Consider the following 23,610-nt stretch of genomic DNA (forward strand, 5'->3'; position numbering starts at 1 on the left):
CTTTACCAATCTGCTGCGGGCAGATTCATATAGGACGACATAACGGGATAACTCCGCCTGGAGTTTGCTGAAAAGCAAATTCCAGACGGAAAACAGAGGAATACACAGGGGGTTTCCACCCCAGAAGGCAATAAATAGAGGCTTCGGAGAGCGGCGTGGAAATTCATGAGTTGTTCAGAGCTTCCCTAGCCGGGTATATGCGGCCTGCATGGTGCAGCGGTGAGTGCCCCTGACGCTGAGTGGTTCTGGCGGCATGCCGCCATCGGCTCCGCACGATGGTGGCGAGTATTACTGGCGCTTCGTTGCTGATTCTGACTGTGCAGCGGTGACAGTCGCGGGGGGGGCGTGGGATGTACTTGGCTCAGGCCTTAAAGGCCTTAAACGAAAAAAGCCCGCAGTTGCGGGCCTTTCTGTTTGGTACCAGAGGCCGGACTCGAACCGGCACGCTTTTAAGGGCGGGGGATTTTGAATCCCCTGTGTCTACCAATTTCACCACTCTGGCAGCGTCTGGAGGCATGGTATCGGGTGCCTCATACAGGTGGGTGATTATAGCGATGGCCCGGTGCCGGTCAACCGGATTTGGCGCTTGGGCGGGTTTCCGTTAATCTTCGCGGCCGATTTTCAACCTCCTAAACTGAAGCCATGCGTCGCCAGGATTTCCACTTTGATTTGCCCGATGAGCTGATTGCCCGGGCGCCCGCCCGGGAGCGCCGGGGCAGCCGCCTGCTGTGCCTGGATGGGCCCACTGGGGCCATTGCGCACCGCAAGTTCGCGGAGCTGCCGCAACTGGTGCAGTCCGGCGACCTGCTGGTATTCAACGATACCCGGGTGATTCCGGCGCGGCTGTTCGGGCGCAAGGAGAGCGGCGGCAAGCTGGAGATACTGATCGAGCGGGTGCTCGACGAGGGCAGGGCGCTGGCCCATATCCGTTCCAGCAAGTCGCCGAAGCCCGGCAGCGCCATTTTGCTGGAGGACGATACGCCGCTGCAGATGGTGGCGCGCCACGATGCCCTGTTCGAGCTGGCGTTCCCCCCGCAGGGTGTGTTGCCGGTGCTGGAACGCCTCGGCCATATGCCCCTGCCGCCTTATATCGACCGGCCCGATGACGAGGAGGATCGCGAGCGCTACCAGACGGTTTACAGTCGCGAGGCGGGAGCCGTTGCCGCGCCCACGGCGGGGCTGCATTTTGACGAGGCGATGCTGGATACCCTGCGGGCTATGGGCGTGGAAACTGCGTTTGTGACCCTGCATGTGGGCGCCGGCACCTTCCAGCCGGTGCGGGTGGACGATATCTATGAGCACCAGATGCACAGCGAGGTGCTGAACGTGCCCGAGTCAGTGTGCCGGGCGGTCGCCGATTGTCGCGCCCGTGGCGGTCGCGTGATCGCCGTCGGAACAACGAGTGTGCGGGCCTTGGAGAGCGCTGCGGCCACCGGGGAGCTGAAACCGACGGTGGGTGAGACGGATATCTTTATCTATCCCGGTTATCAGTTCCGGGTGGTGGATCGCCTGATCACCAATTTCCACCTGCCGGAATCCACCCTGATGATGCTGGTCAGCGCCTTTGCTGGCTACGAGCAGACGATGAACGCCTACCGCGAGGCGGTGCGGGAGCGCTACCGCTTCTTCAGTTATGGTGATGCCATGCTGATCGACCGCAACCCCAGCGTCAGCCCCTGGTAGTTGCCCGCCCCTTGCCAACGAATAAACCGAGGAGAGCCCCTTGAGCCGCGAATGTTTTATGCAGTTTGAACTGGACACCAGCGACGGCAAGGCCCGCCGCGGGCGGCTGCGCTTTCCCCGGGGCGTGGTGGAGACCCCGGCCTTTATGCCGGTGGGCACCTACGGCACGGTCAAGGGCATGCTGCCGCGGGATGTGGAGGCTATTGGTGCGCATATTATTCTCGGCAACACCTTTCATTTGATGCTGCGACCGGGCACCGAGGTGATCGAAGAGCACGGCGACCTGCACGATTTTATGCAGTGGCCGGGCCCTATCCTGACGGACTCCGGTGGTTTTCAGGTGTTCAGTCTGGGCAAGATGCGCAAGATCACCGAGGAGGGTGTGTCCTTCAAGTCGCCGGTGGATGGCAGTCCGGTCTTTATGGACCCGGAAGCGTCCATGCGGGTTCAGCGTTCGCTGGGTTCCGATATTGTAATGATCTTTGACGAGTGCACCCCTTACCCGGCCACCCCGGACGAGGCGCGCAAGTCCATGGAGCTTTCCCTGCGCTGGGCGGAGCGCTCCAAGGCGGCACACGGCGACAGTCCCTCGGCACTGTTCGGCATTGTGCAGGGCGGCATGTACCCTGAGCTGCGGGATGTCTCCCTGCGCGGCCTTACCGAGATCGGTTTCGATGGCTATGCCATCGGCGGTTTGTCGGTGGGTGAGCCCAAGGAGGAAATGATCAAGGTGCTGGACCACCTGGCCCACAAGATGCCGGCGGACAAGCCGCGCTACCTGATGGGCGTGGGCAAGCCGGAGGATATCGTCGAGGCGGTGCGCCGTGGTGTGGATATGTTCGACTGCGTGATGCCGACCCGCAACGCCCGCAACGGCCACCTGTTCACCTTTGACGGGGTGGTGAAGATCCGCAATGCCAAGCATCGCCACGACACCCGCCCGCTGGAGGGGGGGTGCGATTGTTATACCTGTGAGCATTTCTCCCGCAGTTATTTGCACCATCTGGATCGCTGCGGCGAGATTCTGGGTGCTCAGCTCAATACCATCCACAACCTGCGCCACTACCAGCGCCTGATGCAGAACCTGCGCGATGCCATCGCCGAGGGCGAGCTGGAAGCCTACGTGGCCGCCTTTTATGCGCGACTGGGCCGCGAAGTGCCGCCGCTGGACTAGCGGGCGGCCCCGCCATTTGTACCCTCAGATGATCCCCGTATAATCGGCCCCACCTGGGGAAGGTCGCGCCTTGCATTATGGCGGCTCGGCCCGCATATCCTTCGACATTGCCAAGATTTATCGGCTCGCAGGGCCGTATTACAACAACGAGAGCAGCATGAATCGCTACCCCCTCTGGAAATACCTCCTGATTCTCGCGGTGGTGGGCTTTGGCCTCCTCTACGCCGCCCCCAACCTCTACAAGCCCGATCCGGCCGTACAGATCTCCGGCCAGTCCACCACTATGGAGATCGGTGAGAATGTTCTGAACAAGGCTCGCAAGGCTCTGGATGAGGCGGGTATCGAGTACTTCGGCGGGGAAGTGGGGAGTAAAGCCGTGCTGCTGCGCCTCAAGTCCATCGAGGACCAGCTGCCCGCAAAACGCGCCATCCAGCAGGCCCTTGGCCACGGTGATTACGTGGTGGCCCTGAACCTGGCTTCCACCACGCCGGAGTGGCTTGCCAACTTGGGCGCCAGCCCGATGAAGCTGGGTCTGGATCTGGCCGGCGGCGTGCACTTTCTGATGGAGGTGGATACCAACACCATCGTGCGCACCAATATGGAGGGCTACCTCCAGGATGTGAAAGCCAAGCTGCGTGCGGCCAAGGCCCGTTATCGCAGTGTGGACCTGGTGGATGACCGCGAGATTGTCGCCCGCTTCCGCGACGAGGCGCTGCGCGATCAGGGGCTCTCTACCCTGCGCAAGGAGTTTCCGCAGCTACAGCTGATGGAAGCCGGCAGCGGCAGCAATCTTGAAATCCGCGCAACGCTGGCGGAGCAGGAAATCAAAAAGCTGGAAGACTATGCGGTAAGCCAGAACCTCACCACCCTGCGCAACCGGGTGAACGAGCTGGGCGTGGCCGAGCCTATCGTACAGCGCCAGGGCGCCAACCGGATTGTGGTGGAGCTGCCGGGCGTGCAGGACACCGCCGAGGCCAAGCGCATTATCGGTAAAACCGCCAACCTGGAATACCGCATGGAAGCCCAGCCGGGGGCGCTGGTGACCAACAAGGAGTTCTTCGACTTCCGCAACGAGCAGCAGAACCAGGCTTACGGCGGCGCCTGGCTGGAGCGCAAGGTCATTATCAAGGGTGACCGTGTGACCGATGCCCGCGTCGGTTACGACGAGAACGGCCTGCCGCAGGTGAACATCACCCTCGATGCCCGTGGTGGCGAGCTGATGCACCGCTCCACCTGGAAGAATGTGGGCCGGCGCATGGGCACGCTGTTTATTGAGAGCCGCTTTGTGCCGGAAACCACCACGGATGCGGAAGGCAACGAGATCGTGGTGCAGCGCCGCACCGACGACAAGAAAATCATCAGCCTGGCAACGGTGCAGAGCGCGCTGGGCCGCCAGTTCCGGATCACCGGCCTCGACAGCCCCGCCGAGGCGCAGGAGCTGGCGCTGCTGCTGCGCGCCGGTGCCCTGGCCGCGCCTATGTACTTCGTGGAAGAGCGGGTGATCGGCCCCTCCCTGGGTGCCGATAACATCAAGGTGGGTGTGACTTCTGTGCAGATCGGCCTGCTGGCGGTGGTGATCTGTATGCTGCTGTTCTATCGCGTTTTTGGCCTCGCGGCCAACATCGCACTGGCGGTGAATCTGATCCTGCTGGTGGCGGTGATGTCGATTCTCGGCGCCACCCTGACCCTGCCGGGTATCGCCGGTATCGTTCTCACCGTCGGTATGGCGGTGGACGCCAATGTGCTGATCTTCTCGCGAATACGGGAGGAGTTGAGTAACGGTATGCCGCCGCAATCGGCGATCACGGCTGGCTTTGACAACGCCTTCAGCACCATTGTGGATGCCAACATCACCACGCTCATCGTGGCGGTGATCCTCTATGCCATCGGCTCAGGCCCGGTACAGGGATTCGCGGTGACCCTGTCCATCGGCATTCTGACCTCCATGTTCAGCGCCATCATGGGCACGCGGGCACTGATTAACTTGTTCTACGGCGGTCGCCGTGTACAGAAACTCTGGATTTAAGGGCGCTGGCAATGAGTGAGACCAAAGTGGAAAACGGCAAGTTCACCGAGTACATGGGGCAGCGCGTATACGATTTCATGCGCTGGCGCAAAGCGGCTGCGGCTTTGTCCATCATTCTGGTGCTGGCCTCATTGGCGGCGCTGGCAATCAATGGCCTGAAGTTCGGCCTGGATTTTACCGGTGGCACCCAGATCGAGGTCGGCTATGAACAGGCGCCGCGCATCGAGGATGTGCGCCGGCAGCTGACGGAAGCCGGCTATCAGGGGGCGACGGTGGTGCGCTTCGGCTCCGACCGTGAGATTCTGATCAAGCTGCCGCCGGCGGTTGCAGAAGAACAGACACAGATCAGTGCCCGGGACGAGGAGGCGACCCAGTCCATCGGTGACAAACTGGTGACAATGCTGGGCGAGGCTTCTCCCGGAACCGTGACCCTGCGGCGGGTGGAAATGGTCGGCCCGCAGATCGGCGAAGAGCTGCGTGACGACGGCGGCCTGGGGATGCTGTTTGCGCTGGTGGTGGTGATGGCTTACGTGGCGTTGCGCTTCCAGTACAAATTCTCGGTCGGTGCAGTCGCGGCCCTTATTCACGATGTGATTATCGTGCTTGGCTTCTTTGCCCTGTTGAAGCTGGATTTTGATCTGACGGTGCTGGCCGCTGTGCTGGCGGTGATCGGTTACTCGCTGAACGATACCATCGTGGTGGCGGACCGTATCCGCGAAAACTTCCGCAAGGTGCGCAAGGCGAGCCCTGAGGAAATTATCAATATTTCCATCAGCCAGACCCTCGGCCGTACCTTTATGACCTCATTCACTACCTTGCTGGTGCTCTGGGCCCTGCAGTTCTTCGGCGGTGAACTGATTCACAATTTCTCCCTGGCGTTGATCGTGGGTGTGGTGGTTGGTACTTACTCTTCTATCTATGTAGCCGCGAACGTGCTGATGGCGATGGGGATTACTAAGGAAGACCTGATGCCGCCGGTCAAAGAGGGAGCGGAATTGGAGGAGATGCCTTAAGGCATCTTCTCCTCGGCGGAGTGCAGGCAGCGCCGCAAACGCGAACCGGCAGCAAACCTGACTGTTGCGGAGAGTTGGCTGCCGCGCAGAGGCTGAAGGCAGAGGCCAGCAGAGAATTTTGGCAAACTGGCAAAGATTAACTGGCTGGATAGCCGCTGTGGGCCGCAGCGCGACAGAGCTTAAGCGGTAGTAGGGTCTGAAAAGTCTGAACGGTAAAGCCGCAGGGCTTTAGCTAAGAGGCACAGGCAGGCAAGAGAGGCGCAGGGAAGAGAGGCACAGGCAAAAGATGCTCGGGCAGGAGGAGCGCGCGGCCGGGAGAGACCTCAGCCGGTCCGCGGTTTCAGCTTGGGTATTTCTTCCCTGAGCTGTGCCCTGAATTCTGCTCAGGCCTAGGCGCGGGGCTTCTTGTTGCCCAGGGTAATATGCTTGGGGCCGGAGGTGTTGGTCTGGCCGCTGATTCCCTTGGGAACCTGCTGGATTTCACCGCCGGAGGAGAGGAAGGCCTTTACCTGTTCTTCAATACTCTCGCGGGTTTCCAAAGCGGTGGGTTGCTTGCGTTTAGACGCGCTGGAAGCTTTCTTGGCCACAATAATTATCCGGTTTTCTACGTGAACCGGACATTCTACAGCAGGTTGGATAAAAAATCACCCACTTGCCTGCTGGCTGTGCAATGGCGCCCGCTGGGTAGCCGGTGGGCTGGGTGGCATTGCTTGAGTGGCTCACTTGTATGAGTTGCCTGAGCGGCCTGCACGGCTGAGGCCTGCCGCGAATTCTGCAGTTTGTCCCTGCGCATCCCACCTTTCATCTCCATTCCTGCTTTGTTCCACTACCCCGTTACTCCCTGAGCGCTTTCTCCGCCCCAGGTTGCCTGCCGCCCCCCTCTACTGCCCTGCCAGTTTCCCGGCTTTATCGCTCCGGGTACCTCCAGCCCTTGGCTAGGGCGAATTCAGCTGACTGCTGCTTGACTACTGTTAGCCACACTATGCGGCCGTTGAGGATCAGCCACTCAGCCTTCTTCGTTAGGGGGCGGTGTGGGCAGGGCTGTGCGGGGTCGGTGGAGGGTCGGAAGCTGGCGCTGATGGCAAGAGGAGCTGGGTTAGAGTTTTGCTGGCACCGGCGCATGAGGCGCCCGGAACCTTTTAGCGGGTTCCGGGTTCCGGGTTCCGGGCGTTGAGGTGAAAGTTACTCTCCCGCTGCGGTGTGGTTTTCTGCTTCCGCAGGTGCGGCCTGCAGTGGCATTGGCCAGCCACCGAGGGCGCGCCAGCGGTTGACGATCAGGCAGAAGAGTTCCGCGGTCTTCTCCGCATCGTACTCCGCCGAGTGCGCGCTGCTGTTGCTGAATTCAATACCCGCCACCTGGCAGGCCTTGGCCAGTACAGTCTGGCCATAGGCGAGGCCGGCCAGGGTGGCGGTGTCGAAGCAGGAGAAGGGGTGGAAGGGGTTGCGCTTGATGCCGCAGCGATCCACGGCGGCGTTGACGAAGCCCAGGTCAAAGTGGGCGTTGTGTGCCACCAGCACGGCGCGGGTGCAGTTGTGCTTTTTGACCGCGCCGCGGATTTTGCGGAACAGCTCCGGCAGGGCGATTTCCTCGGGCCACGCCTCCCGGTCCGGGGATTCCAGGTCGATGCCGATAAAATCGAGAGCGGATTGCTCCACATTGGCGCCCTCGAAGGGCTCGATATGAAAGCTGTGGGTTTCGGCGGGGAAGATCACCCCGTCTTCATCCATGTCCAGGATAACGGCGGAAATTTCCAGCAGGGCATCGGTGCGCGCATTGAAGCCACCGCTTTCGATATCCACCACGATGGGCAGGAATCCGCGAAATCGCTGGGCCAGAAGGCTTTTGGGTCCGGAGGGTTCTTCGGCGGGGGTCACTTAAGATCCTTGATTGTCTGCGGGTTCAAAATAGGGTCTGTGGCGTCCCTGTCGGGTATGTGGCGAGATCCCTCTCGCCGAAAGTCGCGTGCAGGGCAGTGGATACCCGCACATTACGCATACAGGGATTCACCGGCTATGGATCATACCAGCCGCCAATTCAGGGTTTCACCCGCCGCCAGCGGTATCAGGCGCAGGTCGCCCATGGGCAGGCTCTCCGGCAGGCGCCAGGGCTCGCGGACCAGGGTGATGGTGTCCTCGTTGCGGGGCAGGCCGTAAAAGTCGGGGCCAAACTCGCTGGCAAATGCCTGCAGCCGGTCCAGCTTGCCGGCGCGCTCGAAAGCCTCGGCGTAGAGCTCGATGGCGCTGTAGGCGGTATAGCATCCGGCGCAGCCGCAGGCGGTCTCTTTTTTATCCTGCGCGTGGGGGGCCGAGTCGGTGCCGAGGAAAAACTTGGGGCTGCCGCTGGTGGCGGCCTCGATCAGGGCGGACTGGTGGTAGCCCCGCTTCAGGATCGGCAGGCAGTAGTAATGCGGCCGTATGCCGCCAACCAGCATATGGTTGCGGTTGTACAGCAGGTGGTGCGCGGTAATGGTCGCGCCGACTCCGTCGCGGGCCTTTTGCACAAATTCCGCCGCATGGGCGGTGGTGATGTGCTCCAGTACGATCTTGAGGGTCGGGAAATCGTCCACGACGCGGGACAGTATCTTCTCGATAAACACCTGCTCGCGGTCGAAGATGTCGATGTCCGCGGTGGTTACCTCTCCGTGCAGCAGCAGTTTCATGCCGCACTCCTGCATGGCTTGCAGCGCCGGGTAAATGTTGGCGATGTCGGTAACACCGGAGTCGGAGTTGGTGGTGGCGCCAGCCGGGTAGAGTTTGGCGGCGACGACACCGGCCTTGTGGGCCAGGCGCACGGTTTCGGCGTCGGTGCGGTCGGTCAGGTAGATCACCATCAGGGGTTCGAAGGGGTTGCCCTCCGGTATCTGCTCGCGGATGCGCAGCTGATAAAAAAGCGCGTCTTCCGCGTCGACGACGGGCGGTACCAGATTGGGCATCACAATGGCGCGGCGAAACTGCCGCGCGGCGTCGCCGACGGTGCGCCGAAGAGCGGCGCCATCGCGCAGGTGAATATGCCAGTCATCGGGAGCGCGAAGGGTGAGTTGGTCCATGATCAATTCCGCGAATGCAAACAGTGGGCCGGGTGATTGGGGCGCAGATGCTAACCGAACGCCGTTCAAAATGCGATCTGCCGCCTGTTTAAAAAGTAAACTCTTCCGCCGCGGGACCAATCGGCGCTAGTCGTCCGCCATCTGAAGCGATACAATCGCGACCCGAAAAAGGCAGCGCAGCTGCCATTCCTGGGCGCATCTCAAACAATAATCCCCCCAGATAAACGCTTTGCGCACGACCAATGGCATGGGGTGTGGTCGTGGGTATTTGGGGCGACACCAAATCCCGGTAGAGGATGACAATGAGTGATATCAACAAGGTAGTACTGGCGTATTCCGGCGGGCTCGACACATCTGTGATTGTGCGATGGCTCCAGGATACTTACGGCTGTGAGGTGGTGACCTTCACCGCTGACATTGGCCAGGGCGAGGAAGTCGAGCCGGCACGTGCCAAGGCCGAGGCTCTCGGGGTCAAGGAAATCTATATCGATGACCTGCGCGAAGAGTTTGTGCGGGACTACGTTTTCCCGATGTTCCGCGCCAACACCATCTACGAGGGCGAGTATCTTCTGGGTACCTCCATCGCTCGCCCGCTGATCGCCAAGCGCCTGATTGAAATCGCCAACGAAACCGGCGCTGATGCCATTTCCCACGGCGCCACCGGCAAGGGCAACGATCAGGTGCGCTTCGAGCTCGGCGCCTATGCCCTGAAGCCGGGCATCAAGGTGATCGCGCCATGGCGCGAGTGGGATCTTAATTCCCGCGAAAAGCTGATGCAGTACTGCGAGCAGCACAAGATTCCCGTGGACTTCTCCTCCAGCAAGAAGAAGTCACCCTACTCCATGGATGCCAACCTGCTGCACATCTCCTACGAGGGCGGTGTGCTGGAAGAGCCGTGGGCGGAAGCGGAAGAGGATATGTGGCGCTGGAGTGTGAGCCCCGAGGCGGCACCCGATAAGCCCACCTACATTACGCTTACCTTCGAGCACGGTGACCCGGTGGCAATCGACGGCGAGCGCCTGTCTCCGGCCACGCTGCTGGAAAGGCTCAACAAGTTGGGCGGTGCCAATGGTATCGGTCGTCTAGATATCGTAGAGAACCGTTATGTGGGCATGAAATCCCGCGGCTGCTACGAGACCCCCGGCGGCACCATCCTGTTGAAGGCACACCGTGCCATTGAGTCCATCACTCTGGACCGGGAGGTGGCGCACCTGAAAGATGAGCTGATGCCCCGCTACGCACAGCTGATTTATAACGGTTACTGGTGGTCTCCTGAGCGTCGCATGCTGCAGGCGGCTATCGATGAGTCCCAGCATGTTGTAAACGGTGAAGTGCGCCTGAAACTGTATAAAGGCAGCGTGAGCGCCGTGGGTCGCCGTTCGCCAGACAGCCTCTTCGACGAGCGCATTGCCACCTTCGAGGATGACGCCGGCGCTTACGATCAAAAAGATGCCGAAGGCTTCATCAAGTTGAACGCGCTGCGTCTGCGAATAGCCGCAGGCAAAGGGCGCGAATTGACCTAGATCAGGTTTGGCGGGTGATTGATACGTTTAAATCATCGCCTGCCGTCCGGCCGTGTCTACCTTGAATAGAAGCAGCCGGAATCAGGATGGCGGGCCTTCGCTCGTTTGCTGAAAAGAATCTCAAAAAAGCAACGGAAGTGACACAATGACGACAACCGTGGCAAAGACCGGACCCGTTCCGGCCTATGACTACAAAATCGTGCGCCAGTTCACCATTATGTCGGTGGTCTGGGGTGTTTTCGGAATGGCAATGGGGGTATTGATTGCCGCCCAGCTGGCGTGGCCGGAACTGAACGACTTCTTTCAGCCGTTCAGCCACTTTGGTCGCCTGCGCCCGCTGCACACCAACGCGGTGATTTTCGCCTTCGGTGGTAGTGTGCTGTTCGCCACCTCTTATTACGTGGTGCAGCGAACCTGCCAGACGCCGCTATGGGGTGGCTGGCTGGTGCCCTTTACCTTCTGGGGCTGGCAGCTGGTGATTGTGCTCGCGGCCATCACCCTGCCCATGGGGCTGACCTCCGCCAAGGAGTACGCCGAGCTGCAGTGGCCGATCGATATCCTTATCGCGGTGGTGTGGGTGGCCTATGCCATGGTCTTCTTCGGCACCATTGCCAAGCGCCGCACTTCCCACATCTATGTGGCGAACTGGTTCTTCGGCGCCTACATCATCACCATTGCCGTGCTGCATATCGTCAACAACCTGGCTGTGCCCTACGCGCCGTTTATGGCCTACTCGCTGTATAGCGGCACCACCGACGCCATGATCCAGTGGTGGTACGGCCACAACGCGGTGGGCTTCTTCCTGACCGCAGCGTTCCTCGGCATCATGTATTACTTCGTGCCCAAGCAGGCCGGGCGCCCGGTATATTCCTACCAGCTGTCCATCGTGCACTTCTGGGCGCTGATTTCCATTTACGTCTGGGCCGGTGGCCACCACCTGCATTACTCCGCACTGCCGGACTGGACCCAGAGCCTGGCGATGATCATGTCCATTATCCTGCTGGCACCCTCCTGGGGCGGCATGATCAACGGCATCATGACCCTGTCCGGTGCCTGGCACAAACTGCGCACCGACCCGACCCTGCGCTTTTTGGTGGTGTCCCTGTCCTTCTACGGCATGTCCACCTTTGAAGGCCCGATGATGTCCATCAAGACCGTGAACGCCCTGTCGCACAATACCGACTGGACCGTGGGCCACGTGCACTCCGGCGCGCTGGGCTGGGTGGCAATGATTTCCATCGGTGCCCTGTATCACCTGGTGCCCATCCTTTACCACCGCAAGGAAATGTACAGCGTGAAGCTGATCAATGCGCACTTCTGGCTGGCGACTGTCGGAACCGTGCTGTACATCGCCGCCATGTGGGTGAACGGCATTACCCAGGGCCTGATGTGGCGTGCATTCAACGCCGACGGCACTCTGACCTACAGCTTCGTGGAGAGCGTTGTGGCGAGTTATCCGGGCTACTACGTTCGCTTTATCGGTGGCGCGCTCTTCGTGCTGGGTATGCTGCTGATGGCGTACAACGTCTTCCGCACCATTACCGATAAGGAAAACGCCAATCAGCAGGACAACACTGTTCCTCTGGCGCACACGGCATAGGAGTCCAGATCGTGAAGAATCATGACATCGTAGAAAAAAACATCGGTCTGATGATCGTGTTGGTCGCCGTCGCCATCAGCTTCGGCGCGCTGGTGGAGATTGTTCCGCAGTTCTTCATCAAGGCGAACCACGAACCGATTAAGGGACTTGAGCCCTGGGACCCTATAGTACTGGAAGGTCGCGACATCTATATCCGCGAGGGTTGCCACGTCTGTCACACACAGATGGTGCGTCCACTGCGCGCCGAGGTGGAGCGCTACGGCCACTACTCCATGTCCCAGGAGTTCGTGTACGACCATCCGTTCCTGTGGGGCTCCAAGCGCACCGGTCCGGATCTGGCTCGGGTTGGCGGCCGCTACTCCGACGAGTGGCACCGTGCACACCTGTACAACCCGCGCAATGTGGTACCGGAATCCAATATGCCGGCATTCCCGTGGCTGTTTGACAACGTCGTTACCGGTGAGCGTACCGCCGACAAGATGCGCGCCATGCGCTTCGCCGGTGTTCCCTATACTGACGAGGACATCGCCACCGCCAGCGAGCCGTTTATCGGTGGCAACGTGAAGGAAATCGACGCACTGGTTGCTTACTTGCAGCAGCTGGGTGTTCTGGTACAGCAGAAACGTTAAGGGGGAGTTGCTCTTGACCATCGATATATTGCGGCAGATTGCGGTTGTGCTCGGCGCGGTCGCCTTTCTGGCGGTTTGCTGGTGGGCCTTCTCACCGAAGCGCAAGAAGCGTTTCGAAGAGGATGCGAAGCTGCCGTTCGCGGACGAAGAGCAATCCATTCGTTCGGCATATGATGCCGACAAGAAAAATACTGATGAAGACTCTGCGGAAGAGGGTGCTGAGGGTGATCGCCACCACAGCGCCTCCGCCGAGCACAAGAAGGGGCAGGACGAAAAATGACAACTTTCTGGAGTCTGTGGGTAATCGTGCTCACGCTCGCCAACGTGGCGCTGGTGTGCTGGGTTCTGTTCGCTAACCGCAAGGTGGCGGTGGATGACCAGGCCGCACCGAGTAACCAGACCACCGGTCATGTCTATGACGGTATCGAGGAGTACGATAATCCGCTGCCGCGCTGGTGGTTCATGCTGTTCGTCGGTTCACTGATATTCAGCGCCATCTATCTGGTTATCTACCCCGGCATGGGCAACTTCAAGGGGGTCCGCGGCTGGACATCTGTCGGAGCCCTGGAAAAGAGTGAAGAAAAGGCGCAGGAAAAGTTCGACGAGACCTTTGGCAAGTATGCCCAGATGCCGATCGAGGAAGTCGCCCAGGATCGCGATGCCCTCAAGATGGGTGCGCGGATCTTCGCCAATAACTGCGCCGTATGCCACGGTGCTGACGGTGGCGGCAACTACGGTTTCCCGAACCTGACCGACAGCGACTGGCTGTACGGCGGCAGCCCGGAAAAGATTCTGGAATCCCTGTATCAGGGCCGCCAGGGCATGATGCCGCCGCAAGGGCCGATTATTGGCGAGGAAGGCGTACGCAATACTACCGAGTACGTGCTCTCCCTGAACGGCCTGGAGCACAACGCGGAGATGGCCGCTAAGGGCCAGCAAATCTATGGTCAGGTGTGTATGGCCTGTCATGGTATGGATGCCAAGGGCAATCAGGCTCTGGGCGCACCCAACCTGACTGATAATGTCTGGCTGTACGGTAGCAGCCCCGAGCAGATCCAGCACACCATCCGCGGTGGCCGCACCAACAAGATGCCGGCCCAGAATGACAAACTGCGCGACGACAAGATTCGCCTGGTGGCAGCCTATGTGTATAGCCTGTCTCGCCAGGACGAAGTGGAGCAGTGATTCTCACTGAGCCATAAAATACGGGCCCCGCTTCGGCGGGGCCAGACAAGGAAGCGGGCGCACAGGGACGAATAATAAAGGCCTCATTGTTAGCCATACGAGGAGTGCTCCCCTGCAGGCAGGGCCCGGAGCATAAGTGAGGTTTGTCTTGAGTGATCTGATACCCACCCGCGAAGAGCAGGAAGGCGAGGGCAATGTCCGTTACCGGATGCTCTACGAATCCGAAGACAAGATCTATACCCGTCACATTCGTGGCGTTTATACCCGCATTCGCAAATACACCGGCCTGCCGCTGCTGGCTGCGTTTTTCTTTATCCCCTGGATCAATATCGACGGCCGCCAGGCGGTGCACTTTGACTTGCCGGAGCGCAAGTTCAATATTCTCTGGGCCACCTTTGGTCCCCAGGACGGCTTCCTGCTGGCTTGGATTCTCATCATGTCCGCCTTCGCGCTGTTTGCGGTCACCACCTGGCTGGGTCGTGTGTGGTGTGGTTTTACCTGCCCCCAGACCGTCTGGACAATGATGTTCATGTGGGCGGAGCGAATCTGCCAGGGTGACCGGGTCAAGCGCATGAAGCTCGATGCCGCGCCGATGAGCGCCGAGAAGGCGCTGCGAAAATCCGCAACCTACGCGATCTGGCTATTTATTGCCCTCGCCACGGCGCTGGCATTTGTGGGCTATTTCTACCCGATTCGGGAACTGGTGGTGGATCTGGCCACCTTTAACGCGCACCCCGCCGGGGCCTTCTGGGTGGGCTTTTTTACCCTTGCCACTTTTTTCAATGCCGGCTTTATGCGTGAGCAGGTGTGCAAGTACATGTGCCCCTACGCCCGTTTCCAGTCGGTGATGTACGATCAGGACACACTGGCGGTCTACTACGATGCCCGTCGCGGAGAGACCCGCGGCCCGCGCAAAAAGGGTGTGGACTACAAAGCCGAGGGCATGGGCGATTGCATCGACTGCTACTGGTGCGTACAGGTCTGCCCTGTGGATATCGATATCCGCGACGGCATGCAATATGAATGTATCAACTGCGGCCTGTGCGTGGACGCCTGTAACAGTGTCATGGACAAAGTGGGCTACCCACGAGGGCTGATTCGCTTCACCTCCGAAGACGAGCTGGAAACCGGCAAGACCAAATATCTGCGCCCGCGCCTGATCGGCTACGCGATCGTGCTGTCAGCCATGGTCGGTCTGTTTACCCAGCAGATTCTCACTCGCAGTCCTATCGAGGCGGAAGTCCTGCGGGATCGCGGCGCGCGACTCTATCGGGAGTATCGCGGTGATATCCAGAATGTGTACACGGTGAAAATCAACAATATGGATCAGGCTGCGCACCAGTTTACGATCCGTGTTGAAGGCAAAGACGGTCTCGATTACACCCTGCGCATGCCCCGCCAGATCTATCTGGAGGCGGGCGAGATCTACGCTGTGCCGATCCGTATCAGTGTGCCGAAAGAGCAGCTGCAAGATACCAAGCACAATATTGATATCATCGTCGAAGCGCTGGATGAGAAGGCGCTGGCCGATCGACACAAGACGGTATTTATCGGCCCGAAGAAATAGCAATCGAGCGGCACCCGGGCGCTATGGCGTGGGTGTCGGCTCTGGATTCCATAGGGCGGCCAGGTGGCGGGAGAGGCTACCAGCCGCCCTGTCATTATGAGAAAAATCGTGAACGATCTACCCCCGAAACCCTGGTACCGGGAAACCTGGCTGTGGTTTGTGCTGGCACCACTGATTCTGGTGATGCTGGTTTCCCTGACCATGGTGTCCATTGCTGTGCGGCATGCGGACGATACGGTCAGCGATACCTACTACAAAGACAGCCGCATGTATCACTATACCGCCGACCAGGATGAGCGCGCCCAGGCGCTGCAGCTTGCGGCTCTGGTGCAGTTCACTCCGCAAGACAATACCGTCAGTCTTGATCTGACCGGTATCGTCGACTATCCACAGCAGCTGTTGCTGTCCCTCAGCCACCCGGTGGAGGAGGATCTGGATCACCATATTCCCCTTTCCCAGGTATCCTCAGGACGCTATCGCGGAACCTATGAAGGCGAGCTGCATTACCGCTGGTATCTGCGCCTGATGCCGCAGCTGGACCCCAAACAACACCTGGACTCCGACTGGCGCCTCAAGGGTGAGATTAATTTCGAGCTGGGCCATGCGGCGCCGCTGAATCCCGCCGTGCAATGAGCGGAGACAGCTGCTTCCACTGTGGCTTGCCGGTACCGCCCGGCAGCCACCACTCGGTGGTGATCGACGGTGCCGATCGCCCCATGTGCTGCCCCGGTTGTGAGGCTGTAGCGGGGGCCATCGTTGCCGGTGGCCTGGACAATTTTTACCGCTTCCGCGATACCCCCAGCCAGCGACCGGAGGCGGACAGCCCTCGCGAGGCCCGCTGGGATGCCTTTGACCTGCCCGAGCTGCAGCAGCAGTTTGTGCGCGATTGGGGGCCGGCTGAGGGCGGCGAGGACTCTGTGAAAATGGCCAGCCTGCTGGTGGGCGGAATCAGCTGCGCGGCTTGTGTCTGGCTGATTGAGAAACACCTCGGAGGGCTGGAGGGGGTGGAGCGCGTTTCCGTCAACGCCAGTACCCAGCGGGCGCAGATTGTCTTCAACCCCCGGCGGCTGCAAGTCAGTCTGCTGTTCGCGGAGCTGGCCCGTATCGGCTACCGCCCGGCCGCCGCCACCGCGGCCAACAGCGAGGAATTGATTCAGCGCGAGCGGCGCGCGGCCCTGCGACGCCTGGGAGTCGCCGGACTCGGCACCATGCAGGTGATGATGTTCGCCATCGCCCTCTATTTCGGCGAGGCCTCCGGTATCGATGCGGAAGTGGAGCGTTATTTCCGCTGGGTGTCCCTGCTGGTGGCCACTCCCGTGGTGCTCTTCGCCGCGCGGCCATTTTTTTCCGCCGCCTGGCGCAGCTTGCGCAGCCGTCACCTCAGCATGGATGTGCCGGTCTCCCTGGCCATCGGCCTCGCCTACGCCGCCAGCTTTTATGCCACCTTGACCGGCACCGGGGATGTGTACTTCGAGTCCATCTCCATGTTCACTTTTTTCCTCCTGCTCGGGCGCACCGTTGAGATGCGCGCACGGCATCGGGCCGGCCTCGCCAGCGGTGGCCTGGCGCAACTGCTGCCGCTGACTGCCAGCAAACTCGAGGGCGAGGAAAGCCGCGAGGTGCCCGTGGCGACGCTTGCCGCGGGCGACCGGATACTGTTGCGCCCCGGCGACACGGTGCCAGCGGACGGACAAGTATTGGAAGGAACCAGCGGCGTCGATGAATCCCTGTTGAGCGGTGAGTCCGCCCTGCAGCAGAAGACCGCAGGCAGCCGGGTCTATGCCGGCAGTGTCAATGGTGACTCGACACTGGAAGTGCGTGTCACCGCCGCCGGTCAGGCTACCCGCCTGTCGGCCATCGAGCGGCTGGTGGAGCGCGCCCAGCTGGAAAAGCCCCAGCAGGTGGCCCTGGCGGATCGGATTGCCGGCTGGTTTGTGGCGGTGGTACTCGCCGCGGCCGGCGCCGCTTTTGTGTTCTGGTGGCAGGTAGAACCCGAGCGGGCCTTCTGGATTGCGCTTTCCGTGCTGGTGGTGACCTGTCCCTGCGCCCTGTCCCTCGCCACCCCGGCGGCGCTGGCCGCCGCCACCCTGCGGCTGCAGCAGCTCGGCTTGCTGGTGGCCGGTGGTCATTTGCTGGAGACGCTGCCGCGCTTGACACGGGTGGTGTTCGACAAAACCGGCACCCTGACCCGGGGCGAGCCGCACATTCTCGCCATTCGGCTGTTGCGGGATGGCTGGACAGAGCAGCGGGTGCGGGATATGGCCGCGGCGCTGGAATCCCGCAGCAACCACCCGCTGGCACGCGCATTCCGGCCCTGGTTCAACAATCTGCAGGCGCGCGAGGTGGTCATCCATACCGGTCGCGGCGTAGAGGGGCGGGTCGATGGGATTTCTTTGCGGCTGGGACGGGCGGACTTCGTGGTGGCGCAACCGCCATCGCCGCCAGCGGATGAAGGCCAGTGGCTGCTGCTGGGAGATGATGGCGGCCCTGTGGCCTGGATAGCACTCGGCGATCAACTGCGCCCATCGGCGATGGCGGCGGTGGCTCGGCTGCGCCACTCGGGGCTGGGGCTCGAACTGCTGAGCGGCGACCAGTCGGCCGAGGTGGCGCGTCTCGCGGGTATCGTCGGAATCAGCGAATACCGGGCTGGAGTATCGCCCGAGGAAAAACTCACCCGGCTGCATCAGTTGCAGGCCGGTGGTGATCGGGTGCTGATGGTCGGCGACGGCCTCAACGATGTGCCCGTGTTGTCCGGTGCCGATGCCTCGGTGGCCATGCTCTCCGCCGCGGATCTGGCGCAGTCGCGGGCGGATGCCATTTTGCTCAATGGCGACCTGGAGGTAATACCCAATGCGCTGGAGCTGGCGCGCCGGAGCCGTCTTGTCATCCGCCAGAACCTGGCCTGGGCGTTGGGTTACAATGCGCTGGCCCTGCCGCTGGCGGTCTGTGGACTGGTGCCCCCGTGGATGGCGGCCCTGGGGATGTCGGCCAGCTCCCTGATCGTGGTGCTCAATGCCCTGCGCCTGTCGCGCTGGACACCTCGACGCAGTGAGGCGGGAGTGGAGCTGAGCACGGCGGCGCAACCTGTGAGGTGACCCATGGAAAGCCTGTATTTCCTCATACCCATTGCCATTATCTTTGTGACGATCGCCATCAAGGTGTTTTTCTGGGCGGTGAACAACGGCCAGTATGACGACCTGGAAACCGAGGGCCGGCGCATCCTGTTTGATGACGATGCCCCCAGCGCAGTGGCGGCGGAGCAAAAGCACTCTGCAAACCGGCAAGAACCTAGCAGCACCGCCCATGGGGCACCTGCCGGAGCTCGGCAGGAGCAAGGGGAAAACCTGAATCACAACAACGGGGGATGACGCCGGTGGGCGACTGGAGTTTTATCGCGGCCGCGCTGGCGGTGGGTTTTTTTGGCAGCAGCCACTGTATTGGCATGTGCGGGGGCATCTCATCCGCTCTGGGAATGGCGGTGCCCGGCCAGAAGCCAGCCTGGGGCCAGCTGGTGTCCTACTCGGCCGGGCGTATCGGCAGTTATGCCCTAATGGGAGCGATTGCTGGCGCACTGGGTGCGGCGATACTGCCCACCCTGACGCCATTGAGAATCATCGCCGGCGTGATGCTGGTGGCAATGGGGCTCTATATTGGCGGCTGGTGGCAGGGACTGACCTGGCTGGAGCGCGGCGGCGCCTATCTGTGGCGATATCTGCAGCCCTTCAGCAGGCAGCTGCTGCCCGTGCGCTCGGCGCCGCAGGCGCTGGTACTGGGTTCCATCTGGGGCTGGCTGCCCTGCGGCATGGTGTACAGTGCCCTTACCTATGCACTGGCCCAGGGGGGCAGCACTCAGGCGGCCCTGGCGATGTTTGCCTTCGGCCTCGGCACCGTGCCGGCGATGTTCGCCACCGGGGCCGCCGGGGCACGGGTGCGCACACTGGTGCAGCGTCCGCTGGTGCGTACCCTGATGGCTTTGGTGATCCTGCTTTTCGGCCTGTGGACCCTATGGGGCGCGCTGGCCCACAGTGGCCATGGCGCCCACTCCAGCCATGCCAGCCCGGCAGCTCTTCCGGCAGCCCTTGAGAACAGTGTGGCCGAACCCGCCGAGCAGGGTGGGCATCACCACCACCACTGAGTGGTTCGGCGCCGCACGACCGCCCGCACGGGGTCAATCAGCAACTTTTCCAGGCTGGTCCAGGCGGGGGCGGGGATAGTAGAAACTCTGATGACTCAGTCGGTGAAAGGGGGGCGTCATCCCAAACGGGCGTGGCGGAGCGCGTAAATCAGCGCGCTGTTTGCCAGCACCGAACAGACCTCGTCCAGCTGCGCGGGCAAGCCGCCTGCTGGAGTCGGATCGGCGGTGCTGAAATACTGAGTAGCTGAGTCGCTGAGTCGCTGAGTCGCTGAGTCGCTGAGCCGCAGGCACGCAGAGGCGAATAGCCTTCAGAGGTCGATACGCAGAGACAGGTCGATGGCCCGCAAGTGCTTGGTCAGGCTGCCCGATGAAATGTAGTCCGCCTGCATCGCGGCCAGTTGCGCCAGTCTCGCGGCGTCGACACTGCCGGAAATCTCGATTTTGGCGCGCCCTTTCGCCAGGCTGAGCGCCGTGCGGGTGTCGGCATCGCTGAATTCGTCCAGCATAATTACATCGGCGCCGGCTTCCAGGGCCGTGGCCAGCTCATCCAGGTTTTCCACTTCCACCTCAACCAGCGCCTCAGGGGCGATGTCTCTCGCCTGGCGCACCGCGGCATCAATACCGCCGGCGGCGGCAATATGGTTTTCCTTGATCAGGAAGGCGTCGTAGAGACCGAAGCGGTGGTTGCTGCAGCCGCCACAGAGCACGGCGTATTTCTGTGCACTGCGCAGCCCCGGGATCGTCTTGCGGGTGTCGAGAATCTTTACCCCGGTGCCCGCCGCCAGCGCGGCATATTCCGCCGCAGTGGTGGCGGTGCCCGATAAGGTCTGCAGAAAGTTCAGGGCTGTGCGCTCGCCGGTAAGGATGGAGCGCGCGTTACCTTCCAGCTCGAACAGCACCGTTTCCGCCGCCACTTTATCGCCATCTTCACAATGCCAGGTGAGCTTTACCCCCGGGTCGAGCTGCTGAAACACCTCTTCAACCCAGGCGCGGCCACAGACGGTGCAGTCTTCCCGGGTGATGACCCTGGCCCTTGCCTCGCGATCGGCGGGAATCAGCTGAGCGGTAATATCTCCGCTGCCCACGTCCTCCTCCAGCGCATAGCGAACGGCGCGTTTCAGATCTTCGAACAGATTGGGGATGTCGGTTGCTTGCGGATACATCGCGGGGCCTCTTTTTACCGGGGCAGCTGTTAACCGGAGCGGCTTCTGACCGAAACGGCTTTTAACCAGGGCGGCTTTTTACAGGGGCGGCATCTTAGCAGAATTCACCTATGGAAATTGCCCCGGCCGCTTCTGTGGCACTTAGTGGGTTTAACGTGTCAAACTGGGCCGGGCTGTGAACGGTATCCCAAAATCCTTACGTGATTCCTGTCGCATTGTGACAAATTGGCGTTAGAATGCTTGTAAGCTCGAAAGCTGTACGGACGTTGCGATATAAGCGTTATAAAGCATTATAAAAAGCTGCGGCAATGTACAGGAATCGCAGGCACAGCCAGCTGCAGCGATTAATACACCATGGAATGGACTGCCATCGGGGGCCCTCGGGAGACAAGGTGGAGATCAAGGAAGAGATAAAGGAAGCGTCCCTTTCCGAAGACGATGCCTCTGCGCGGCAGGGCGTCCGTCAGGATCTGGATGAAAGCTCCCTGAAGCTGCCTCCCATCGTGCTCTCTCTTCGGGACATGGGGCGCGAGCTGCTGCTTAACCGCCTCAAGCAGCTGTTCAGCAAGGTGGACGATTCGCTGTTTTCCATGGCGGAACGGGCTCACGGCCAGGAGGAGCAGGATGGCCTTTTTCAGGCCCTGCGGGTTCTGCGCGTGGAGCGCCGCAATATAGCCACCCGCTTTGGTGAAAATTTAGACGACAACTTCCGCCTGCCCGAGGAACTGGAGGCAGAGGATGAGCCGCTTTTCTCAAACGATCTCTCCCTTATTCACAATGATGACCTGGAGCAACTGGTCGCGGTAGAAACCATGGCGGCCAATGCCGAAAAGGCCTTTGCCGACCCCCTCGAAGAACTTTTGCTGCGCCTGGATGAACTCTATCCGGTGCGGGTTGACGAAAAAAATAACCCCTTGCGTCCGGAGGCCCTCTGCGAGGCTTTCCTGTACGCCTTGCGGCCACTCGACATCCATATCCGCGCGCGGTTGACGGTGCTGAAGAAGTTCGAGCAAGTGATGATGGTGCCGCTTGGGGAGTTCTACGACGAGTGCAACCAGACACTGGTGGAGCAGGGCATCCTTCCCGACCTGAAGCAGCGGCAGCGGGAAGCGCGGCAGGCAAAGGCTCGCGCACGCCGGGCGCAGCCGCAGTGGACCCTCCCCGCGGCCTCCCCTGACACCGCTGATTCCAGCGAGCCCGGCTCTGAGGGAACGGCAAATCACGACGGCATCGCGGCCATTCTGGCGGCGCAAAGCGCACAGTTTGCCGGTGGCGGGCTGCTCCCCCCGAGCGCCGGGCTGCCACCCATGCCGGCCACGGATCTTTTGGGGCATCTTGGAGAGTTGCAATTCTCAGCTGTCGCAGGCGAGCCGGATGGGCCCCAGCTGCTCGATGTGAGCCAGCTGCTGCAGCAGCGCCTGGTGGAATCCCAGCAGTCCGCATCGCTGGCCAAAGTGGATAGCGATGTCATCAAACTGGTGGAAATGCTGTTCTCGTTCATCTTTGACGATCGCAATCTGGCTGCGCCCATCAAGTCCCAACTGGGCAGGCTGCAATTGCCCCTGCTCAAGGTGGGCATTGCGGATAAATCCCTGTTCGCCAAAAGTGAGCATCCCGCGCGCAAGCTCCTCAATACGCTCGCCGAAGTCTCGACCGGCTGGCTGCCCGGCGAGGACTACGAGCAGGAGCCGCTATACCGGGAGGTTGCCCGTGTGGTGGACCGCATCAGCAAGGAGTTCGATCGGGATATCGGTCTCTTCTCGATACTGCTGCAGTCCTTTGAACAGTTCAGTACCCGTGAACGCCGGCGCGCCGAAATGCTGGAGCGTCGCGTTATCGACGAGGCGGACGGCAGGGCGCGGGCCAGGGCCGCGCGCGCCCGCGTGGCGGCGCTTATAAAGGCGTTGATCGCTGAGCGCGATCTGCCGGTGGTTGTTCTGGACTGGCTCAATAAGGTCTGCAGTGATGTATTGTTTCTGGTTGCGGTCAAGGAGGGCACCGAGTCCGAGACCTGGACCCGCGAGGTGCGCACCGCACGGGATCTGGTGTGGAGCGTACTGGCACCCATGCCCGCAAATCGCAAGCTGCTGTTGGCACTCTTGCCGACTTTACAGGAGAGGCTAAAGGCGGCGGCGAAGTCCGCCTCCCTCAACCCATTCGAAGCCCGCCGTCTGTTTGCGGACCTGAAGGAAGTCTACCGGGAGCGTTTCGCGCTGACCGAGGTTGCCACAGCGACTGTGGCCGCGACTGCCTCCGCCGCCGAAGATGGAACGGAAGCGGGAACAGACGCCGATACGGGCGTCGATATGGGCGACAGAGCGGGGGAGGGCACGGGAGAGGGCGCGGGAATGGGCGCGGGAGAGGGCGCGCAGGCGCCGATGGTTAAGGCAGTTACAGAGGCTCCCGGGTCCGCCGGCGAGGCCGGGGGCGCTGCCTCTCGGGGGGCACCTGAGACAGCCGCCGGCAAAGTCACTATCCCCCAGGTCGAGGAGCTTGAGCAGGCCGCAGCCAGAGCGGCAATGACCGCAGGCGAATCCGGCCAGGGAGAGATACCCGCGCTGGACGAGAGCGATACCCACTGGCAGATGACCTTCCGCCTCGCCCAGGGGGGGTGGTTCGAGCTGAAGCGACCCGAAGGGGAGCAATTCCGGTGCCGCCTAGCTGCAGTGATCAAGGACATCGACCAGTTTATTTTCGTCAACCGCAAGGGCGCCAAAGTGGCGGAATTTTCCCGTCTGGAACTAGCCCATGCGCTCCGTGACGCCAGGCTTGTACCCATGGACGACGGCATGCTGTTTGAGCGGGCCCTGCAGTCGGTGATCAGCAATGTGCGTAAAACCCGGGAAGGCTGATCTGCGTTGCGCC

At 61.2% G+C, this 23,610-nt stretch carries 19 protein-coding genes and 1 tRNA gene; 15 read left to right on the plus strand and 5 right to left on the minus strand.

Annotated elements, in window-relative coordinates:
* Nucleotides 1-415 precede the first annotated feature (415 nt).
* Nucleotides 416-502: transfer RNA gene (locus tag ABEA58_RS13670), tRNA-Leu, on the minus strand.
* 140 nt (nt 503-642) lie between these two features.
* Between ABEA58_RS13670 and queA the strand changes: the two genes are divergently transcribed.
* The 4 genes from queA (at nt 643) to secF (ending at nt 5,896) form a co-directional block, all read left to right on the plus strand.
* Complete coding sequence (gene queA / locus ABEA58_RS13675) at nt 643-1,683, plus strand: tRNA preQ1(34) S-adenosylmethionine ribosyltransferase-isomerase QueA (RefSeq protein ID WP_345552363.1); 1,041 nt, start codon at nt 643-645, stop codon at nt 1,681-1,683.
* 58 nt (nt 1,684-1,741) lie between these two features.
* Complete coding sequence (tgt, locus tag ABEA58_RS13680; protein WP_425563538.1) at nt 1,742-2,857, plus strand: tRNA guanosine(34) transglycosylase Tgt; 1,116 nt, start codon at nt 1,742-1,744, stop codon at nt 2,855-2,857.
* Nucleotides 2,858-3,014: 157 nt separating this feature from the next.
* Complete coding sequence (secD, locus tag ABEA58_RS13685; RefSeq protein ID WP_345552368.1) at nt 3,015-4,883, plus strand: protein translocase subunit SecD; 1,869 nt, start codon at nt 3,015-3,017, stop codon at nt 4,881-4,883.
* Between the two features lie 11 nt (nt 4,884-4,894).
* The gene (gene secF / locus ABEA58_RS13690) at nt 4,895-5,896 is read left to right on the plus strand and encodes a protein translocase subunit SecF (protein WP_425563537.1); all 1,002 of its coding nucleotides are present in this window, start codon (nt 4,895-4,897) and stop codon (nt 5,894-5,896) included.
* Nucleotides 5,897-6,285: 389 nt separating this feature from the next.
* On the opposite strand, the gene ABEA58_RS13695 is transcribed toward secF, so the two are convergent.
* From ABEA58_RS13695 to pyrC, 3 genes are all read right to left on the minus strand, one after another.
* The gene (locus ABEA58_RS13695) at nt 6,286-6,483 is read right to left on the minus strand and encodes a hypothetical protein (RefSeq protein ID WP_345552370.1); all 198 of its coding nucleotides are present in this window, start codon (nt 6,481-6,483) and stop codon (nt 6,286-6,288) included.
* A gap of 595 nt (nt 6,484-7,078) precedes the next feature.
* Entirely contained in the window at nt 7,079-7,771 is a 693-nt protein-coding gene (rnt, locus tag ABEA58_RS13700; protein WP_345552372.1) for a ribonuclease T, read from the minus strand.
* Nucleotides 7,772-7,914: 143 nt separating this feature from the next.
* Nucleotides 7,915-8,946, minus strand: coding sequence for a dihydroorotase (gene pyrC / locus ABEA58_RS13705; RefSeq protein ID WP_345552417.1), 1,032 nt, complete (start codon nt 8,944-8,946; stop codon nt 7,915-7,917).
* A gap of 299 nt (nt 8,947-9,245) precedes the next feature.
* On the opposite strand from pyrC, the gene ABEA58_RS13710 reads away from it, so the two are divergent.
* From ABEA58_RS13710 to ABEA58_RS13755, 10 genes are all read left to right on the plus strand, one after another.
* On the plus strand, nt 9,246-10,466 hold the full coding sequence (locus ABEA58_RS13710; protein WP_345552373.1) for an argininosuccinate synthase: 1,221 nt from the start codon (nt 9,246-9,248) through the stop codon (nt 10,464-10,466).
* A gap of 145 nt (nt 10,467-10,611) precedes the next feature.
* Nucleotides 10,612-12,066: a cytochrome-c oxidase, cbb3-type subunit I gene (gene ccoN, locus ABEA58_RS13715; protein ID WP_345552375.1), complete on the plus strand. Its 1,455-nt coding sequence runs from the start codon at nt 10,612-10,614 to the stop codon at nt 12,064-12,066.
* 11 nt (nt 12,067-12,077) lie between these two features.
* Nucleotides 12,078-12,695: a cytochrome-c oxidase, cbb3-type subunit II gene (gene ccoO / locus ABEA58_RS13720; RefSeq protein WP_345552377.1), complete on the plus strand. Its 618-nt coding sequence runs from the start codon at nt 12,078-12,080 to the stop codon at nt 12,693-12,695.
* Between the two features lie 13 nt (nt 12,696-12,708).
* Nucleotides 12,709-12,975, plus strand: coding sequence for a cbb3-type cytochrome oxidase subunit 3 (locus tag ABEA58_RS13725; protein ID WP_345552380.1), 267 nt, complete (start codon nt 12,709-12,711; stop codon nt 12,973-12,975).
* Nucleotides 12,972-13,880 (plus strand): cytochrome-c oxidase, cbb3-type subunit III, encoded by a 909-nt coding sequence (gene ccoP, locus ABEA58_RS13730; protein ID WP_345552381.1) that lies wholly within the window; start codon nt 12,972-12,974, stop codon nt 13,878-13,880. Before ABEA58_RS13725 ends, ccoP begins: the two co-directional genes overlap by 4 nt.
* 148 nt (nt 13,881-14,028) lie before the next feature.
* Nucleotides 14,029-15,447 carry a cytochrome c oxidase accessory protein CcoG gene (gene ccoG / locus ABEA58_RS13735; RefSeq protein WP_345552383.1) on the plus strand — a complete coding sequence of 473 codons (1,419 nt, stop codon included), beginning with the start codon at nt 14,029-14,031 and terminating at the stop codon, nt 15,445-15,447.
* A gap of 108 nt (nt 15,448-15,555) precedes the next feature.
* On the plus strand, nt 15,556-16,080 hold the full coding sequence (locus ABEA58_RS13740) for a FixH family protein (RefSeq protein ID WP_345552385.1): 525 nt from the start codon (nt 15,556-15,558) through the stop codon (nt 16,078-16,080).
* Nucleotides 16,077-18,542 (plus strand): heavy metal translocating P-type ATPase, encoded by a 2,466-nt coding sequence (locus tag ABEA58_RS13745; protein WP_345552387.1) that lies wholly within the window; start codon nt 16,077-16,079, stop codon nt 18,540-18,542. The genes ABEA58_RS13740 and ABEA58_RS13745 overlap by 4 nt, the downstream gene beginning before the upstream one ends.
* 3 nt (nt 18,543-18,545) lie before the next feature.
* Nucleotides 18,546-18,815, plus strand: a complete 270-nt coding sequence (gene ccoS / locus ABEA58_RS13750) for a cbb3-type cytochrome oxidase assembly protein CcoS (protein WP_345552389.1) — start codon at nt 18,546-18,548, stop codon at nt 18,813-18,815.
* Nucleotides 18,812-19,582 carry a sulfite exporter TauE/SafE family protein gene (locus ABEA58_RS13755; RefSeq protein WP_345552391.1) on the plus strand — a complete coding sequence of 257 codons (771 nt, stop codon included), beginning with the start codon at nt 18,812-18,814 and terminating at the stop codon, nt 19,580-19,582. The genes ccoS and ABEA58_RS13755 overlap by 4 nt, the downstream gene beginning before the upstream one ends.
* Nucleotides 19,583-19,890: 308 nt before the next feature.
* Here ABEA58_RS13755 and nadC read toward each other — a convergent pair whose 3' ends face one another.
* Complete coding sequence (gene nadC / locus ABEA58_RS13760) at nt 19,891-20,745, minus strand: carboxylating nicotinate-nucleotide diphosphorylase (RefSeq protein ID WP_345552393.1); 855 nt, start codon at nt 20,743-20,745, stop codon at nt 19,891-19,893.
* A 392-nt stretch (nt 20,746-21,137) separates the two neighbouring features.
* Here nadC and ABEA58_RS13765 point away from each other — a divergent pair, with 392 nt between their 5' ends.
* The gene (locus ABEA58_RS13765; protein ID WP_345552395.1) at nt 21,138-23,597 is read left to right on the plus strand and encodes a DUF1631 domain-containing protein; all 2,460 of its coding nucleotides are present in this window, start codon (nt 21,138-21,140) and stop codon (nt 23,595-23,597) included.
* Nucleotides 23,598-23,610: the final 13 nt, after the last annotated feature.

Origin of the sequence: Microbulbifer aestuariivivens (genome assembly GCF_039545115.1) — a bacterium.
Classification (GTDB): Bacteria; Pseudomonadota; Gammaproteobacteria; order Pseudomonadales; family Cellvibrionaceae; genus Microbulbifer; species Microbulbifer aestuariivivens.

Bases quoted from the DNA above. Each gene is read 5' to 3' on its own strand.
- ABEA58_RS13745 (WP_345552387.1), top strand. From the start codon at position 16,077: ATGAGCGGAGACAGCTGCTTCCACTGTGGCTTGCCGGTACCGCCCGGC.
- queA (WP_345552363.1), top strand. From the start codon at position 643: ATGCGTCGCCAGGATTTCCACTTTGATTTGCCCGATGAGCTGATTGCC.
- tgt (WP_425563538.1), top strand. From the start codon at position 1,742: ATGCAGTTTGAACTGGACACCAGCGACGGCAAGGCCCGCCGCGGGCGG.
- ABEA58_RS13710 (WP_345552373.1), top strand. From the start codon at position 9,246: ATGAGTGATATCAACAAGGTAGTACTGGCGTATTCCGGCGGGCTCGAC.
- ccoS (WP_345552389.1), top strand. From the start codon at position 18,546: ATGGAAAGCCTGTATTTCCTCATACCCATTGCCATTATCTTTGTGACG.
- ccoN (WP_345552375.1), top strand. From the start codon at position 10,612: ATGACGACAACCGTGGCAAAGACCGGACCCGTTCCGGCCTATGACTAC.
- nadC (WP_345552393.1), bottom strand. From the start codon at position 20,745: ATGTATCCGCAAGCAACCGACATCCCCAATCTGTTCGAAGATCTGAAA.
- ABEA58_RS13755 (WP_345552391.1), top strand. From the start codon at position 18,812: ATGACGCCGGTGGGCGACTGGAGTTTTATCGCGGCCGCGCTGGCGGTG.
- secF (WP_425563537.1), top strand. From the start codon at position 4,895: ATGAGTGAGACCAAAGTGGAAAACGGCAAGTTCACCGAGTACATGGGG.
- secD (WP_345552368.1), top strand. From the start codon at position 3,015: ATGAATCGCTACCCCCTCTGGAAATACCTCCTGATTCTCGCGGTGGTG.
- ccoP (WP_345552381.1), top strand. From the start codon at position 12,972: ATGACAACTTTCTGGAGTCTGTGGGTAATCGTGCTCACGCTCGCCAAC.